The 15,199-nt window shown below is 44.9% G+C and carries 14 protein-coding genes and 1 pseudogene; 3 read left to right on the forward strand and 12 right to left on the reverse strand.

Going from position 1 to position 15,199, the window contains the following annotated elements; genetic code table 11:
* From GRP75_RS11300 to garR, 5 genes are all read right to left on the reverse strand, one after another.
* On the reverse strand, nucleotides 1-1,366 hold a 1,366-nt coding region (locus GRP75_RS11300; protein WP_160789357.1), incomplete at its 3' end, for a PTS transporter subunit EIIC.
* 183 nt (nucleotides 1,367-1,549) lie between these two features.
* Nucleotides 1,550-2,407, reverse strand: a complete 858-nt coding sequence (gene licT / locus GRP75_RS11305; RefSeq protein ID WP_160789358.1) for a BglG family transcription antiterminator LicT — start codon at nucleotides 2,405-2,407, stop codon at nucleotides 1,550-1,552.
* Nucleotides 2,408-2,629: 222 nt separating this feature from the next.
* Nucleotides 2,630-3,988, reverse strand: a complete 1,359-nt coding sequence (locus tag GRP75_RS11310; RefSeq protein ID WP_160789359.1) for a GntP family permease — start codon at nucleotides 3,986-3,988, stop codon at nucleotides 2,630-2,632.
* Between the two features lie 53 nt (nucleotides 3,989-4,041).
* Nucleotides 4,042-5,487 (reverse strand): four-carbon acid sugar kinase family protein, encoded by a 1,446-nt coding sequence (locus GRP75_RS11315; protein WP_160789360.1) that lies wholly within the window; start codon nucleotides 5,485-5,487, stop codon nucleotides 4,042-4,044.
* Between the two features lie 41 nt (nucleotides 5,488-5,528).
* Nucleotides 5,529-6,422, reverse strand: coding sequence for a 2-hydroxy-3-oxopropionate reductase (gene garR / locus GRP75_RS11320; RefSeq protein WP_023987948.1), 894 nt, complete (start codon nucleotides 6,420-6,422; stop codon nucleotides 5,529-5,531).
* A gap of 241 nt (nucleotides 6,423-6,663) precedes the next feature.
* Between garR and GRP75_RS11325 the strand changes: the two genes are divergently transcribed.
* Nucleotides 6,664-7,284, forward strand: coding sequence for a GntR family transcriptional regulator (locus GRP75_RS11325; protein ID WP_071558950.1), 621 nt, complete (start codon nucleotides 6,664-6,666; stop codon nucleotides 7,282-7,284).
* Between the two features lie 88 nt (nucleotides 7,285-7,372).
* Here GRP75_RS11325 and GRP75_RS11330 read toward each other — a convergent pair whose 3' ends face one another.
* A complete protein-coding gene (locus tag GRP75_RS11330) occupies nucleotides 7,373-7,708 on the reverse strand; it encodes a carboxymuconolactone decarboxylase family protein (RefSeq protein ID WP_023987946.1) in 336 nt (111 codons plus the stop codon).
* The gene (locus tag GRP75_RS11335) at nucleotides 7,705-8,091 is read right to left on the reverse strand and encodes a tautomerase family protein (RefSeq protein ID WP_160789361.1); all 387 of its coding nucleotides are present in this window, start codon (nucleotides 8,089-8,091) and stop codon (nucleotides 7,705-7,707) included. The genes GRP75_RS11330 and GRP75_RS11335 overlap by 4 nt, the downstream gene beginning before the upstream one ends.
* A gap of 111 nt (nucleotides 8,092-8,202) precedes the next feature.
* Between GRP75_RS11335 and GRP75_RS11340 the strand changes: the two genes are divergently transcribed.
* Complete coding sequence (locus GRP75_RS11340) at nucleotides 8,203-9,078, forward strand: LysR substrate-binding domain-containing protein (protein WP_160789362.1); 876 nt, start codon at nucleotides 8,203-8,205, stop codon at nucleotides 9,076-9,078.
* A gap of 163 nt (nucleotides 9,079-9,241) precedes the next feature.
* Here the strand turns inward: GRP75_RS11340 and GRP75_RS11345 are convergent, their stop codons facing one another.
* The 4 genes from GRP75_RS11345 to GRP75_RS11360 form a co-directional block, all read right to left on the reverse strand.
* Nucleotides 9,242-11,170, reverse strand: coding sequence for a PTS fructose transporter subunit IIABC (locus tag GRP75_RS11345; RefSeq protein WP_160789363.1), 1,929 nt, complete (start codon nucleotides 11,168-11,170; stop codon nucleotides 9,242-9,244).
* A gap of 67 nt (nucleotides 11,171-11,237) precedes the next feature.
* Nucleotides 11,238-12,149, reverse strand: coding sequence for a 1-phosphofructokinase (gene pfkB / locus GRP75_RS11350; protein ID WP_023987942.1), 912 nt, complete (start codon nucleotides 12,147-12,149; stop codon nucleotides 11,238-11,240).
* A 2-nt stretch (nucleotides 12,150-12,151) separates the two neighbouring features.
* Complete coding sequence (locus tag GRP75_RS11355; RefSeq protein WP_023987941.1) at nucleotides 12,152-12,898, reverse strand: DeoR/GlpR family DNA-binding transcription regulator; 747 nt, start codon at nucleotides 12,896-12,898, stop codon at nucleotides 12,152-12,154.
* A 353-nt stretch (nucleotides 12,899-13,251) separates the two neighbouring features.
* Nucleotides 13,252-13,923 (reverse strand): O-methyltransferase, encoded by a 672-nt coding sequence (locus GRP75_RS11360; protein ID WP_160789364.1) that lies wholly within the window; start codon nucleotides 13,921-13,923, stop codon nucleotides 13,252-13,254.
* A gap of 126 nt (nucleotides 13,924-14,049) precedes the next feature.
* On the opposite strand from GRP75_RS11360, the gene GRP75_RS11365 reads away from it, so the two are divergent.
* Nucleotides 14,050-14,937: a LysR family transcriptional regulator gene (locus tag GRP75_RS11365; RefSeq protein ID WP_068940205.1), complete on the forward strand. Its 888-nt coding sequence runs from the start codon at nucleotides 14,050-14,052 to the stop codon at nucleotides 14,935-14,937.
* An 88-nt stretch (nucleotides 14,938-15,025) separates the two neighbouring features.
* On the opposite strand, the pseudogene GRP75_RS30730 reads toward GRP75_RS11365, so the two are convergent.
* Nucleotides 15,026-15,199, reverse strand: a pseudogene (locus GRP75_RS30730) (ankyrin repeat domain-containing protein); the annotation flags it as partial.

The raw sequence follows: 15,199 nt of genomic DNA on the forward strand, positions 1-15,199 counted from the left end.
CAACTGTTTCTGGGGCCTCCCCCTTCACCTTGCTTTCATATCCAAAAATAAGGATCAGCATCGTTGCAGCTATAAATGAACATGCAATGGCGATAACATAAATTAGTGTTGGCGTATATACTGGAATTGCAAAAATGTTGTGAAAAACATAAGCCGTCATTTTCACTCCAAAATGTCCATTGATAGCTCCGCCTAGAGCGCCTGCGATAATGACAATCGGAATGACACGTTTATAACGAAGCACCAGACCATACACAATCGGCTCTGTCACACCAGCCAGCAATCCTGTAATACTCGTGGAACCGGCAAGAGTTCTAAGTGTTTTATCTTTTCTCGCCTTCAGGAAGATACCAAATGCGACCCCAATTTGAGCAAATACAGCTGCTGCTGCCATCGCCTCAATCGGATCACCGCCAACACCGATATTTTGAATCGTAATGGGTGTAAAACCCCAGTGAAGTCCGAAGACGACCATAAAGGTCATAAAACCGCCAAGAACAATCCCTGACAAAATTCCACTTACACCGATTAACCATGTCACACCTGAAGAAATCCAATCTCCTACCCCTGTACCGAAAGGTCCGAAAGCCATCGCAGATAGCGGAACCATAATCATCAAAGCCAGCATCGGAACTAAAAATAGTTGTAAATCCTTAAGAATGATCTTCTTCAAAAACTTATCCACCAACGCATATATGCTAATGGATATGAAAATCGGGAAAACACTGGCGGAGTAGTTCATCATGACCACTGGTATTCCTAAAAACGATACATCAGAGCCTTTGTCCATCAGCCCCGTAAAGTTGGGTTCCATGAGAGCCGCACCGATCACACCAGCTACATAAGGATTCGCCTTCAGCTTTATACCAAGCGTGATCCCAAGCAAAATCGGCAAAAAGTAAAACACAGCATTCCCTGCAGCAGACAGGATCATATAAGTATCACTTGTTGCAGACATCCATCCCAGCAAGGTCAAAACCGTCAGGAGTGCTTTTATCATTCCCGAGCCCGCCATCGCCGGAATCAACGGGGAGAAACTGCCGGAAATGACTTCAAAGATTGTGGATATGACCGATGTTTTTTTACCACTGGATTCACTGGCTGTAGAGGAATTCGATCCAAAATTCCTGTTTTTCATGATCTCCGCATATACATAGGCAACATGGCTGCCAATAACAACTTGAAATTGTCCTCCGCTTTCAACAACTGTAATGATCCCCTCGTGCTTCTCAAGCGCTTCTCTTTCGGCTTTTCGTGAATCCTTCAGGTCAAATCGGAGTCGTGTAGCACAATGGACAAGCCCATTGATATTTTCTTCTCCTCCAACGAGACGTACGATGTCTTCGCCCATTTTCTTATGGTCCATGTTCATTCTCCTCTTGGGCAGATTGCCTGAAAACAAAAAAATACCTAAACGAAAGGCCCATATGATCAAAGAAAATGATCACTGCCATTCATTTAGGTATCGCCTGCTTAACCAGTAACAATCCTTATATTTAAGTTGTGAGCCTACTATAAATCACTTAGAAATCGTTTGCAAGCTTTTTTTCTAAGAAGTAGCCATATCGTTTCTGGAGGTTACACGCTGTATATGAATCGTCAAATACACTTTTTCGTCAATCGACATAGCACTTTCATGCTTTAATTCCAAATATTGATTGATTAATTGGGTACATTGAAAAGCCCTCGCATATTTATCTTTGACCTGATCATACAAGAAATTGTCACCTGAAGCCAGTTGCTCTTGTTCATTGCTCAGCAATCGTTGGGCAAAGTACTGCAAATGAGTAATAAACCGGGAATAATTGAACGAAGTTTCATCCAGTGTAATCTGATAGTAATCGGTTACAATGTTGAAAATGTCATCAATGACCTCGGTAATCTCAACCGTTTGTTTCATTCCCTGACCGTCTTGTCTTGCATTTACAAAATGCATAGCAATAAAGCTGGCTTCATGCTCATCCATTTGGATGCCAAATTGAGCATGGATAATGTCCAAAGCATTCATTCCGATCATAAATTCTTTTTTGTAAAATTTTTTAATTTGCAATAAGAGTGAATTTTTAAGTCCCACGGATTTTCTGTATCGAGAGATGGCAAATTGAATATGGTCAATCAGAGAAATATAGATGTTATCACTAAAAATATCTCCCATTTCCTTTTTTGCGCCGCCTACAATTTCATCCGCCACCTTTAAATACTCTACAGATGTTTCCCCAATAAGATCTATTAATTTTTGTGGAATTTTATCAGACTTTAATACAAAGGTTTTTTCTATTTTTTCCTCATCGACCCTCTGGCCATTTTTCTTTTTAAAGCCCAGGCCATTCCCTATGACAACAAATTCATGACCCACCTGATTTTCGACTCGGATGACATTGTTGTTAAAAATTTGCCGGATGATCATTTATCTGCTCACCTCATTGATGTAATGACAAAGTTTGTAATAACAAAAAAAACCAAATAACGACTAAATCAATTAGTCATTATTTGGGTATCGCCTGCTTACCAGTAACAATCCCGAAGGGCACTTCACCCCTCATTCAATTACCCTTACTATACCGCTTTCAATGCAGAATAACAATACAAACATGTTGAAAAGCCTTCTGGAAAGATAGTTTTGACCAAATCAGATAAAAATACTGAGTATCATCACGATGCCAAAAGCACTGAAACCAAGAATGGTTTCCATGACTGTCCACGTTTTCAGGGTTTGAGGTACGGACAGGTTCATGTATTCTTTAACAATCCAGAAGCCGGAGTCATTCACGTGGGACAAAATGATCGAGCCTGCTCCGGTAGCCAACACCAGTAGCTCCGGGCTCACCCCCGGCATCGTGACTGCAATCGGAGCGACAATACCTGCCGCCGTCGTCATGGCTACCGTGGCGGAACCAACGGCGGCCCGGATAAGACCTGCAATCACAAAGGCCAATACAAGCGGAGACAAATGTGCATGCTGGGCAAAACCTGCAATCGCATCTCCTACACCGCTGGCAGTCAGAATCTTGTTGAAACCACCGCCTGCACCGATCAGCAGGATGATAGAAGCAACCGGACCCAGGCAATCGTTCGTAAACTTCAATAGCTGCTTGCTATCGAAGTTGCGTGCATAACCAAAAGAGTAAAGCGAGAACAGCAAAGCAATCAGCAACGCAATAATCGGACTGCCGATGAAATCAATGACCTGTCTGAAGACGTTGGCTTCTGGCAAAATCAGATCGACAATCGTCGCCAGCAGCATCAGAATAACGGGAAGCATAATGGTGAAGAGTGTAATACCAAAGCCCGGCAATTCTCTTTCTTTCGTTTCCGTAAATTGCTCCATCAATTCACTCGAAGTCTCCACCTTGATACGCTTGGAAATCCAACTGCCATAGATTGGACCTGCAATCGCTGCAGATGGCAGCGCTACGATGAGCGCAAGAAAGATCGTTTTACCAATATTCGCGTTAAAAATACCTACTGCCAGCATCGCTGCCGGATGCGGAGGGATAAGACTATGCACAACCGCCAATCCAGCTACAAGAGAAATCCCGATTTTAATGAGCGAAGTTCCGGTATGCTTGGCGATAACGAATACGAGCGGGAACAACAGTACGATACCTACCTGAATGAATACCGGGATACCACAAATAACAGCGACCACCATCATGGCCCAGTGAACATTTTTCTCACCGAACACCCGCACCATGGTCTTGGCAATCTGCTCCGCACCACCAGACTCAGCCATCAGCTTACCCAGCATCGTACCCAGACCAAGAACAATGGCGATAAAACCGAGCACACTGGCCACACCTTCTTGATAAGCTGTCACAATACTTTTCAGCGGCATACCTGCAATTAGACCCATGAACACAGCGCCGACGATGAGCGCGACAAATGGGTTCATTTTGACTTTAGCGATCAGCAGAATCAGTCCAATAATAGAAATAAGTGCATATAATAACAAACTTGCATCATGACTGAATCCGAATACGGAATACATGTTATAACCCCCTCATTAAGTAAGCGCTCTCAAAGTTTGTTGAAAAACAGGGGTTAACCCTGCTCGTTTTCAATTTTCTCTACGGTTTCCAGCAATGTTCGTTCTCCGCCCACATTACCAGGGAACACGATATACGGAATGCCGCTGAATTTGGCTTCGTCTCCGGTCAGCCACACAGGGATGCCTGCCGCAACCTGGCCGAGTACACGTGCTTTTCGGATAGCAAGACCTTTGGTTGCCACATCACTGGAAGTAATGCCGCCTTTGGCGATGATAAACTTAGGCACAGTCTCAAGCGACTGTACGATTTCGACCAGTGCACCGGATACCGTTTGACTAATTTTGAAATTATCAGCTTTATTATCTACCGCAATGAGTTTGCGGCTACTGTATACCACCACATTGTTGCCCGCAGCCAGTTGTGTATTGGCTTCTGCGATAACACGGCTTAATTCCTGTGTGTAGCCCTCAGAATCCAACACCCGTTCCACATCAATTTCAAGACCCACAATTTCCGGGTACGTAAGTAACTGCTCCAGCTGTTTTGTTGTTTTTTGAACATAGGAACCGACGACCACAATACCACCGTGACCTTCCTGTCCACTTGCAATCAGTCGTTCCTTTGGCAAATATTCCTGGTCAGATATCCCGGCATACGATTTCACAAAAGAAGCAGCTGTGCGGAAAATAAACGTTTTCCCTTGCTCTTCTGCTTTCAGCAGCCCCAGTGATACTACATCCATATCCGCATACGAAAGCACGTTGACGATGATTGGTACGTTATCCTTCGCTTGTAGCAATACTTCTTGCACAGCGTCTGGTCCCTTGCGAATCTGTTCCAGTGAAATAACAAGACATTCCGAGGCATGAATACGGCCTTCTGTCTTTTCTTCCACCCATGCCGCCAAATCACCGTTTTCATAGCCAAATACCTTATCCTTGGCAAACTCCGACTCATGTACGGGAATTAGCGTATCGTCCTCCACCATATAGTGGGTGTTGCCTCCAGTTACTCGCCCAGCTTCGAAAAAGGCTGGAATGATCAGATGACCGTCGTAGCTCCGTCCACTTTGACGCGATCCTTCTTCTGCCAGTACGTCCGTTTCCAGCGGGTAATACCCACGCAACATGGAATCACTACGGCTGACAAAGGTAAATGATTTGCCCTTTTCGGTGGCGACAGCCTGTACGTTGCGAGCAATCTCGCGGTTAATCCGTTCTGCGGTTTGCGCATCAAGTCCGCGTGTATTGGTCAGGATATAAAAAAGCGTTTCCGGTGAGTCGAATGCTTCACGAAGCAATGCTTCATCCCACTGCGTCAAAACATCAATATCATGAACGGTTTGTACCCCAGTCGGATCATCGTCTAATACGATAATTTTCCGTCCTCTGGCGTCATTAATCCGGCGAATTTCCTGACGCAATCCTTTGCTGTCCCATTCAGGAGGCAATTCTGCTTGAAGAGCTAACAACGAAGTATATCCTGCATTTACATTCATGTGATCTCCACCTTATTCAAATTCTTGATTAGCATGCTCTACTACTCTGCTTTTACCTGTACGCCTGCGAGTTTTTCAAAATATTGCACGATTCCGCCGTGATCATCCGCCGCTTTACCATCCACTTTGAGTGCGTGGAATATTTCCAGCAGTTGGCTACTAAGTGGCAACGGTACACCGATGTCATGCGCGGTTTCCATAACGTTCGTGATGTCCTTGAGGTTAATATCAATCCGACCCCCAGCTACAAAATTCCGTTGCAAGATCAGAGGAACTTTAGCATCCAGTACCGCACTGCCTGCCAATCCACCGCGAATCGCTTGCACCATTTTTTCAATATTAATTCCCGCCTTGGCTGCAAATACAAGCGCTTCGGACATGGCCGCGATATTCAGGTTCACCATGATCTGGTTAGCCAGCTTTGCCGTTGTGCCGCAGCCGTTATCACCAACCAAGGTGATATCCTGACCCAGCACATGCAGAACATCCAAGACATGCTCAAACACTGATTCTTTGCCACCAACCATAATCGCCAATGTCCCATCAATTGCTTTCGGTTCGCCACCACTGACAGGGGCATCCAGCATGTGCAGACCAGCCTCAACGGCTTTCACCGACAGCTCTTTGGAGACGACTGGAGAAATCGAGCTCATATCTACGATAACGCTTCCAATACTAGCCCCTTTTAAAATCCCGTTCTCGCCCAAAATGACTTCTTTCACATGATTGGAATTCGGCAACATCGTAAAAATGATTTCACTGCGCTCTGCAACTTCCTTCGGGGATGCCGCTGCATGTGCGCCTGACGCAACCAAAGCAGTGACGGTTTCCTGATTAATATCAAATACGGTCAGCTCATAATCCGCTTTCAAAAGATTTAACGACATCGGACGACCCATAATACCTAATCCAATAAATCCAATTTTCTTTGTCATGTAAATTCCCTCCATAGCTTTTCGAATTCGATTTCCTATTCAGGATTTTTAGATAAATCCATTTGTAAACTCTTTTTATCACATGTAAGCGCTATTAATTCGTCTTTATATTTGCGATTGTACACAATAAATTCATTTTTGTATACAAAAATTTAAAATTTGTATCAATTTTATCGATTATATAGGATAGACATTGTTTAACCTCCATCTTTTCGCTAAAGTAGACGTAGAGGTGAATGACATGCAGTACAGCAGCAATAACTCTCGAACGGCGCACCAGCAATCTTATGAAACACTGCGTGATATGATACTGAACGGAACCATCCCTCAAGGAACCAAGTTGGTCGAGGAAAAGCTTGCCACGCAGCTCGGTGTAAGCCGCACGCCTATCCGTGAATCCATCCGCAAATTGGAGCAGGAAGGGCTTATCGTCAATAAACGTGTAGTCAAGCTATCTGAAACCGACCTGCGCAATACCTTTGAGCTACGGATGCTGCTTGAAGGACATGCGGCGCGCAGCGCGGCTGCCTACTTGTCCGAGACAGAGCTACTGGCTTTGGAGCAATGTGTGGACATCGGGCGTTCCGGCTCGCTGGATGAGGTGATGCAAGCGAACAAAGAGTTTCATGAGATCATTATGAAGGCCAGCAATAATTCGATGATGATTGATTTGTTTGATCGGATGCAATCCGTTATTTATTTATTCCGTCATACGGTCGTCTACTATCATCGTCCCTTTCTGATTGATGAGCACCAGCATATTTGTGAGGCTATCCGCGCACATGACGGCGATACAGCAGAACGGCTGATGAAGGAGCATCTCCAGGCTGATCTGGACTTTTGCCTGCATCTGATCAGATAGTCCTTCGCTTCTCCATTTGTATGCCATGCCAAAAAAACCGCCAAACACTCGGAATCCCTTGTGCTTAGCGGTTTTTTTAGGTTCATGTTTAACTCTCTTTCTCTTTACAAAATACCTCTTTGGCAACCTGAATAGCTGAGGCTGCCCGGGGCCATCCTACATAAAAGGCAAGCTGTGTAATGACCTCAACCAGTTCTTCCTCCGAAATCCCGTTCTCCTTGGCCAGTTTCAGGTGATAAGGGAGTTGATTTACATGCTCACCCGCTACCAATGCGGAGACGGTGATGAGACTCCGTTCTCTGAGAGATAGCTCACTTCTTCTCCATACATCTCCAAAAAGAACATCCTCCGTATAACCTACAAAAGCGGGAGCAAAATCACCGATGGTTTCTCGAACACTCGATTTGATCAATTTATGCTTCATACAATCATCTGGGCAAGTCCGTTGCCAAAGGACCAATCCTCTAATTCAGTCTCTACCAGTGTTACAAATACATCCTCCGGTCTAACCTTACATTCAATAGATAAGAGTTCCGCTAACTTTTGGTAGAAACTCTTTTTTTGTTCCGTAGTTCTACCCGTTCCCATTGTAATTTGAATATACAGCAGCTTATCTGTTCTGGGTACATTCAAATAATCGGGACTATAATAAAACTCGCTTTGCTTATGAGCATGAAAAACCTGAAAGTAATCTTTTTCCGGAACCTGAAAATGTTCGATCAAAGCGTTCATGATACAGCGGCTAATCCAAGGCAGCTCTTGCTCTGTGTATTGCTGCTTCATGTATCCAACTCGTACAAATGGCATGCTCATCTCTCCTATCCGTTGGGATAAGATAATTGTACTCCCCTTACTTTCATCTGTATAATTGAAAATAATCATAAATATATTCAATTTCACCGATGGAGATGAGCATGCGTGGATCTGAAAGAATTAACTACATTTCGTACCATAATCGAAGAAGGAACGTTTTCAAAAGCTGCTGCCAAATTAAACTACGCTCAGTCTACAGTCACGAGCCAAATCCAGAGGCTAGAGAAAGAGCTGGGATTTCAGCTTTTTAAAAGGGGTTGGGATGCGGAGTTAACGTCCCCAGGCAAACTATATGCCGAGGAGATAGACGGGCTTATTCAGCATTGGAATTTTGTAATGGACCAGGCGAAGTCTCTGAAAAAGGAGGAGATTGGCACGCTTCATATCGGTGTGATTGAAACGGTGGCGGCTACCGTACTGCCCTTGGTTCTGCAGCAGTTTCGAGAGCATAAACCGAAAATTACGTGCCATTTTACAGTTGGAAACACGGATGCACTCGCAAATGCTTTGGTGGACGGTAAGCTGGATTTTGCAATCTCCGGGGAACCTCACTCGATTCCTTCCTTACACTTTGAACCCATATATCACGAACACATCGCCTTTATTGTGTCCCGTAATCACCCTTTTGCGTTAAAAAGTGAGCTTCATCTCGAAGATCTGTACGAGTACCCGCTTATCGTCGGAGGTAAGAATTGCTTGTACCATATACGACTGGAAAAAGAACTTTCCCGCTTCCCGTCGATGCCGTTTTTTTATACTGTCAGTCAAATTTCGTCGATCCCCACATTTGTAAAAACGATCCCTTCAGTTGGAGTGGTTCTATCATCAATGCCTATGCAGGAGGAACTGGTCAGCGTCCCCCTCCAGTTAACAGACCCGAATATTCCTATTGGACTCCTACAAAACAACCATCACCAGCAGAATATGTTTTCGGCCCGAAAGCTGTTTATACAGCTGGTTAAGGAGCTTTGTAGGCTATAGCTCCAATGCAATAACTACTAATAAGCTATATAGGCAAAGCCGACACCTTTGCATAAAGAAAAAGCCGCCAAACACTCAGAAACCTGGTGTTTAGCGGCTTTACTATTTTGAAGGCCTAAGGAAATGTGACCCTCTTTTTATTTTTTCACTCCTGTGATACCCGTTATTTCGCTTCGAGCGGTTTTTTCCACAATCCCAGAATGAGCGCGGAAATCACGGAACCAATCGCCACTGCAAGCAAGAACAACAAAGCATGATTGGCAAGAGCTGCTACAAAAATTCCGCCATGTGGAGCTGGAAGATTGATTTGCCAGAACTGCGTCAGACCACCAGCAATCGCTGAACCTACAATACAAGAGGTCAGGACACGCAGAGGATCAGCAGCTGCGAATGGAATGGCTCCTTCCGTAATGAAGGACAATCCAAGTACATAGTTCGTCAAGCCAGACTTGCGCTCTTGCTCAGTAAACTTATTTTTGAAGAACGTCGAAGCTAATGCGATCGCCAACGGAGGTACCATACCACCCGCCATAACAGCCGCCATCATAGCTCCGTTCGTGTTACCACTGGAAGTAAAGACACCGATCGAAAATGCGTAAGCTGCTTTGTTAAAAGGTCCACCCATGTCGATCGACATCATTCCGCCCAGAATCAGACCCAAAATAACTGCATTACCTGTTCCCAAATTGTTCAGAACATTGACAAGCCACGTATTAATACCACCGAAAATCGGATCGAACAGGTAGAACATAATCGCGCCTGAAATTAGGAGTCCAAATACAGGGTATAACAAGATTGGTTTTAAACCATCCAGCGCTTTCGGCAGACCTGCAAAAGCTTTACGCAGGAAGATCACCACATAACCAGCCATGAAACCAGCTGCCAGACCGCCAAGGAAACCTGCATTAGAGTTTACAGCCATCAGACCCCCAACCATACCTGGCATCAGTGCCGGGCGGTCTCCAATGCTCATCGCGATAAATCCGGCCAGTATCGGAATCAGGAAGTGGAACGCACCTGTTCCACCGCCAATCGTCTGCAACAGTTGGAACAATACATTGTCTTCTCCTGCCACTTGTTCAATCAAGAAGGAAATTGCTAACAAAATCCCCCCGCCTACAACGAATGGCAGCATATGAGAAATACCGTTCATTAAATCCTTGTAGATTTTGCTGCCCACGCTGCTCTTCTCCGCTTTCGACTCATCAGCGCTGCCTTTACCTTCACTACGATAAATTGGGGCATCGCCGTTCAGCGCTTTGCGGATCAGTTCCTCAGATTTACGGATACCGTCGCTTACTGGTCTTTGCAATACAGGTTTACCGTCAAATCTGGCCATTTCAACCTTCTTGTCAGCTGCGACGATTACACCTTTGGCACGGCGAATTTCATCCGCTGTCAGTACGTTTTGTGCGCCTTCCGAGCCGTTCGTCTCTACACGGATATTTACACCCATTTCTTTCGCTTTCTTAATGAGAGCATCTTCTGCCATAAACGTGTGTGCAATGCCTGTAGGACAAGCGGTCACTGCAACCACAAACTCGTCAGAACTCGGATTGCCAACGATAACGTCTGGTGTTTGCTGCGCTTTGGCAGCCTCTTTCTTAGCCTCTTTTGCTTTCTTGGCAGCTTCTTCTTCCGCCTGCTTGGTATCAAACAGCATAGCTACTTCATCCGGTGTTTGCGTTTTCATAAGGCTCCCGATAAAATCGGTATCAATCAACAGTCGGGAAAGGGCAGCCAATGTGCGAAGATGCGTATTTGCTGCTCCCTCCGGAGCCGCAATCATAAAGAACACTTTTGCCGGCTCACCATCCAACGATTCGAATTCTACGCCTTTACTGCTTTTGGCGAAAACGACAGTCGCTTCATTCACGGCTTTGGTCTTGGCATGCGGCATCGCAATGCCGCCGCCGATTCCAGTGCTGGACTCTGCTTCACGTTTGTAAATCATTTCTTTAAACAAGGCACGGTCATTAATACGTCCACTTGCTTCGAGACGAGCGATGAGCTCCTCAATCGCCTCGTCTTTTGTCGTCGCCTGCAGGTCCATAATCATCGTTTCTTTAATCATCAGGTCTGTTATTCTCATTTTTCACACTCTCCTAAGTTCGATCAGCGTGTCGAGACACGCATAATAAGCTCATGATGCAGCTGGATTACCGTTTTGAAATCGTGACTTGCGGCCGTAATTGTTCAATCTTCTCTCTAGTAGCCAGATCATCGGAGAACGCAGTTGCGCTTCCGGATGCCACTCCTGCACGGAATGCTTCGATCGGATCGCCATGAAGAGCCAGCGTACCCACGAATCCAGCAATCATTGAATCACCTGCGCCTACAGAATTTTTCACCGTTCCTGCTGGTACATTTGCGTGATACACTTCATCTGCCGTAATGAACAAAGCCCCTTCTCCTGCCATGGAAATCAGTACATTTTTTGCACCTGCTTCCAGCAGCTTACGACCGTAAGTGACGATCTCCTCCTTTGAATGAATAGTTACGCCAAACAACTCAGCCAGCTCATGGTGATTCGGCTTGATGAGCAGCGGTTTATGAACCAGTGCCTTCATTAGCGCCTCACCTGTGGTGTCGATGACGAATTCAGCTCCAGTTTGCTGGCATACGCTAATCAGCCGATCATAGAAGTCTCCTCCAAGTGACGGCGGGATACTTCCCGACAAGACGACAATGTCATTTTTCTGGAGTCCCGCCAGCTTTTGCACCAACGCATCGGCCTCTTGCTCACGAATCGCAGGTCCCAAACCGTTAATTTCCGTTTCATCGCCATGCTTGAGCTTAATGTTAATCCGTGTGTCATCTTCGATAATTACAAAATCAGTTTTAATGGATTCTTCCCGCAATGTATCGTCGATAAACCTGCCTGTGAAGCCTCCGAGAAAACCAATCGCCGTGCTATCTGCTCCCAACTGGTTCAGTACACGTGATACATTAATTCCCTTACCACCTGGCAGTTTTAAATCACGTTTCATCCGGTTCAAATCACCAAGCTTCAAATCATCAACTTCCACGATATAATCAATGGAAGGGTTCAGCGTTACTGTATATATCATTGTTATCCCTCGATTATCTTAGTTTTCTGAGCGATGGATCGGCGTGACCGTTCTGGCATCGATTCGGTAATAAGTATAGCTTCCTTGAGCTCGAACAGTTTGGCGAAGGTCACTTCTCCAATTTTGCTGGAATCGGCTAACACATACGTTTTGCCAGACAACTGGTGGGCACGCCGCTTGATCAGCGCCTCTTCGGGATCAGGAGTTGTATACCCCATTTCCATATCCACCCCGTTCGTTCCTAGAAAGCACTTGTCGAATCGAAAATTGTCCAAATTTTGTAGGGCAATACTCCCGATTACGGCTTTGGTATGAATTTTCATCATCCCTCCCAGTAGATAGCTTCTGATTCTTTTGCTTACCAGTGCTTCTACGTGGGATAGTCCATTCGTCACGACCGTCACGTCTTTAGCTTCAATGTAAGGAATCATCGCCATCGTTGTTGTTCCCGCATCCAGATAAATACATTCGCCATCCAAAATTTCTTTGGCTGCTATACGGGCCACTGCATTTTTTTCTTGAACGTTTTTGAATGTTTTTTCTTCCATGCCAGGTTCCTGACTTTTCTGATTCAGCAAGGTTGCCCCGCCATGAATCCGCTTGAGCAACTGACGGCCCTCAAGATCTATCAAATCACGCCGAATCGTTGACTCAGAAGCTCCCAACAGATCAGCCAATTCTTGCAACTTTACAACACCACATTCTTGTAAGCGCTGTATTATTAACTTGTATCTTTCTTCCGTCAGCATCATCATTCCCCCAACTGTTCATATCGTACCACAAACTTGACAAAAAACAATCATTTTTCTTCAAAAAGATTCAAAAAAATTCATTTCTAATTCATTTTTTTACAAAATGGTGAATTCCCGCTCCAATCATCATGATTGCGTTTACATTTTAAAGAAAATCCATCTACTTTTATGTAAATTCATTCTTCTTACATAGGAATTCAGCAGTAAACGTTCAAAAACGTTCTAAAGCTTCCATCAGTACTATTTTACCATTATGCGCACAATTCGTCCCCACCTTCTCTACTACTCAGAAAAAGGCTAAACACGAAGATTGCTCCCCTTTGTGTTTAGCCAATCGAGATGCTCAGCGTTCAGCCCTTAACGATTCCAATGATGAAACCGTCATACCCCTTGCTCCCCACGGTTTGGACAGCTGTAGCTGTAATTCTTGATTCCTCAGCTAGCATCTCATAAAACTTTCTTACTCCCTGCACACGAGGGTCTGTGCTATAAGCTTGAACCACTTCTCCTTCACGGATAACATTATCACCGATAATAACGGTGCCAGGATGTGAGAAGCGAAGTGCCCAATCCAGATAAAATGGATTATTGGGTTTATCCGCATCGATAAAAATAAGATCAAAGGGGTCAACTCTCTCCTCTTTCATCTGTGCTAACTGCTCTAAAGCGTCTCCCTCCCGAAGTTCCACTATTCCATCCAACTGAGCCAACGATATATTCGACCGGGCAATTTTAGCATGGATCGGATTGGCTTCCAGCGTAACTATTTCTCCATCCTCCGGCAACGCCCTTCCCAACCAGATTGTACTGTAGCCTCCCAAAGTACCGATCTCCAGCACACGTCGCGCTCCCTGCATTTGAGCAAGGATATTTAATAGCTTTCCCTGATTAGGGGATACATCATGCGGAGGTAGTCCCGCCTTTTGATTAGCGACCAATACTTGTTCCAAGACAGCATCATGCGGAATGAGGCACTCCGAGATATACTGGTCTACTTGATCCCACGTGTTCGTTTGATTCATTCGCTCCACTCTCCTTTGGATTAACTTACAATTTGATTGTAAATGAATTATTATTATAAAAATAATATATGTTTTTGCTCTATTCATAATCTACATATATGAATCTGTCGGAAAGGGAGAATGGTCTTGAACCTGCATGCATTACGCTTATTTCACGTGGTCGCCTCTACAGGGAGTGTGACACGTGCCTCTGAACTTTTAAATATTAGCCAACCTGCGATTACCGCCCAGATTAAAAAATTTGAAAAAGAAATATCTCTCACACTGCTCATGCCGCTAGGAAGAGGGATTGCCTTAACGGATGCTGGTGAGAAACTTGCTGTACTCGCCAGACGGCTCTTTGCTGTCGAACAGCAAATCGAACAATTTTCACAAGATTATCGTGATGGAGCCCATGGCCATATCCGGCTAGCGGCTACTTATTTACCGGCTCATTTTCTCATTCCGGCCTGGATTGCAAAATTCAAACAACAATATGAACATGTTGAAATGACGATTAACACTACAAATTCCAACGATGCTTTGCAGCAGCTATTAAATATAGAAGTGGATTTGGCTATCTACGGAGGACTGCCTGAGCAGTATCCCGATACGATTCAGACTGAAGAATTATTTCGTGATGAATTGTGGTTCGTGGTAGCTCCAGATCATCGGTATGCAAATCAGCAGGTTTCTTTATTGGAAATGATGCATGAACCCTTTGTTATGCGTGAAAAGGGGAGCTCGACACGGGAGAGATTATTTTCCTTATGTCGAACCTATAATGCCCCCACCCCCCAGGTCACCCTAAACTTCACAGGGCTGCATGAGGCGATTACCGCGGTTATTGCCGGATATGGTGCCAACTTTGTGTCCTCACTGGTCGTGCGTGAATATGTAGAACGCGGCGAGCTGTGCCGGGTATATGTAGAAGACATCCAGCTTCTCAATTCAATCGCCATCTGTACCCGCAAGAACGAACCCCTATCTACCGCTACCCTAAATCTCATTCAGCTCATACGTAACCATTCCTGATGGGCATTAGGCATCTGTGTACACTAGCGCTGTATTTTAAAATAACAAGAGCCATGACTGCGTGCATACCGCATCATGGCTCACCTCGTTATGATAAATATTCACCCTCAATAATCTTCTCCAGATAATCTTCCGGCTGTGCAAGAAACTCGGCAAAGCTGCACACATCCGCATATTCCTGATGCTCCTCGTCATAATAACCCAGGCACTTCTGCCTCGGATTCCACACCAATATAATATCCGAGTAATTATCTACTTTTAG

This window comes from Paenibacillus sp. OT2-17 (genome assembly GCF_009827695.1).
Classification (GTDB): Bacteria; Bacillota; Bacilli; order Paenibacillales; family Paenibacillaceae; genus Paenibacillus; species Paenibacillus polymyxa_B.

Coding starts and splice junctions, on each gene's coding strand:
- GRP75_RS11360 (WP_160789364.1), bottom strand. CDS start 13,923: ATGAATCAAACGAACACGTGGGATCAAGTAGACCAGTATATCTCGGAG.
- GRP75_RS11345 (WP_160789363.1), bottom strand. CDS start 11,170: ATGAGAATAACAGACCTGATGATTAAAGAAACGATGATTATGGACCTG.
- GRP75_RS11310 (WP_160789359.1), bottom strand. CDS start 3,988: ATGTATTCCGTATTCGGATTCAGTCATGATGCAAGTTTGTTATTATAT.
- GRP75_RS11335 (WP_160789361.1), bottom strand. CDS start 8,091: ATGCCATTTGTACGAGTTGGATACATGAAGCAGCAATACACAGAGCAA.
- GRP75_RS11330 (WP_023987946.1), bottom strand. CDS start 7,708: ATGAAGCATAAATTGATCAAATCGAGTGTTCGAGAAACCATCGGTGAT.
- GRP75_RS11315 (WP_160789360.1), bottom strand. CDS start 5,487: ATGAATGTAAATGCAGGATATACTTCGTTGTTAGCTCTTCAAGCAGAA.
- licT (WP_160789358.1), bottom strand. CDS start 2,407: ATGATCATCCGGCAAATTTTTAACAACAATGTCATCCGAGTCGAAAAT.
- GRP75_RS11355 (WP_023987941.1), bottom strand. CDS start 12,898: ATGCTGACGGAAGAAAGATACAAGTTAATAATACAGCGCTTACAAGAA.
- GRP75_RS11325 (WP_071558950.1), top strand. CDS start 6,664: ATGCAGTACAGCAGCAATAACTCTCGAACGGCGCACCAGCAATCTTAT.
- pfkB (WP_023987942.1), bottom strand. CDS start 12,149: ATGATATATACAGTAACGCTGAACCCTTCCATTGATTATATCGTGGAA.
- garR (WP_023987948.1), bottom strand. CDS start 6,422: ATGACAAAGAAAATTGGATTTATTGGATTAGGTATTATGGGTCGTCCG.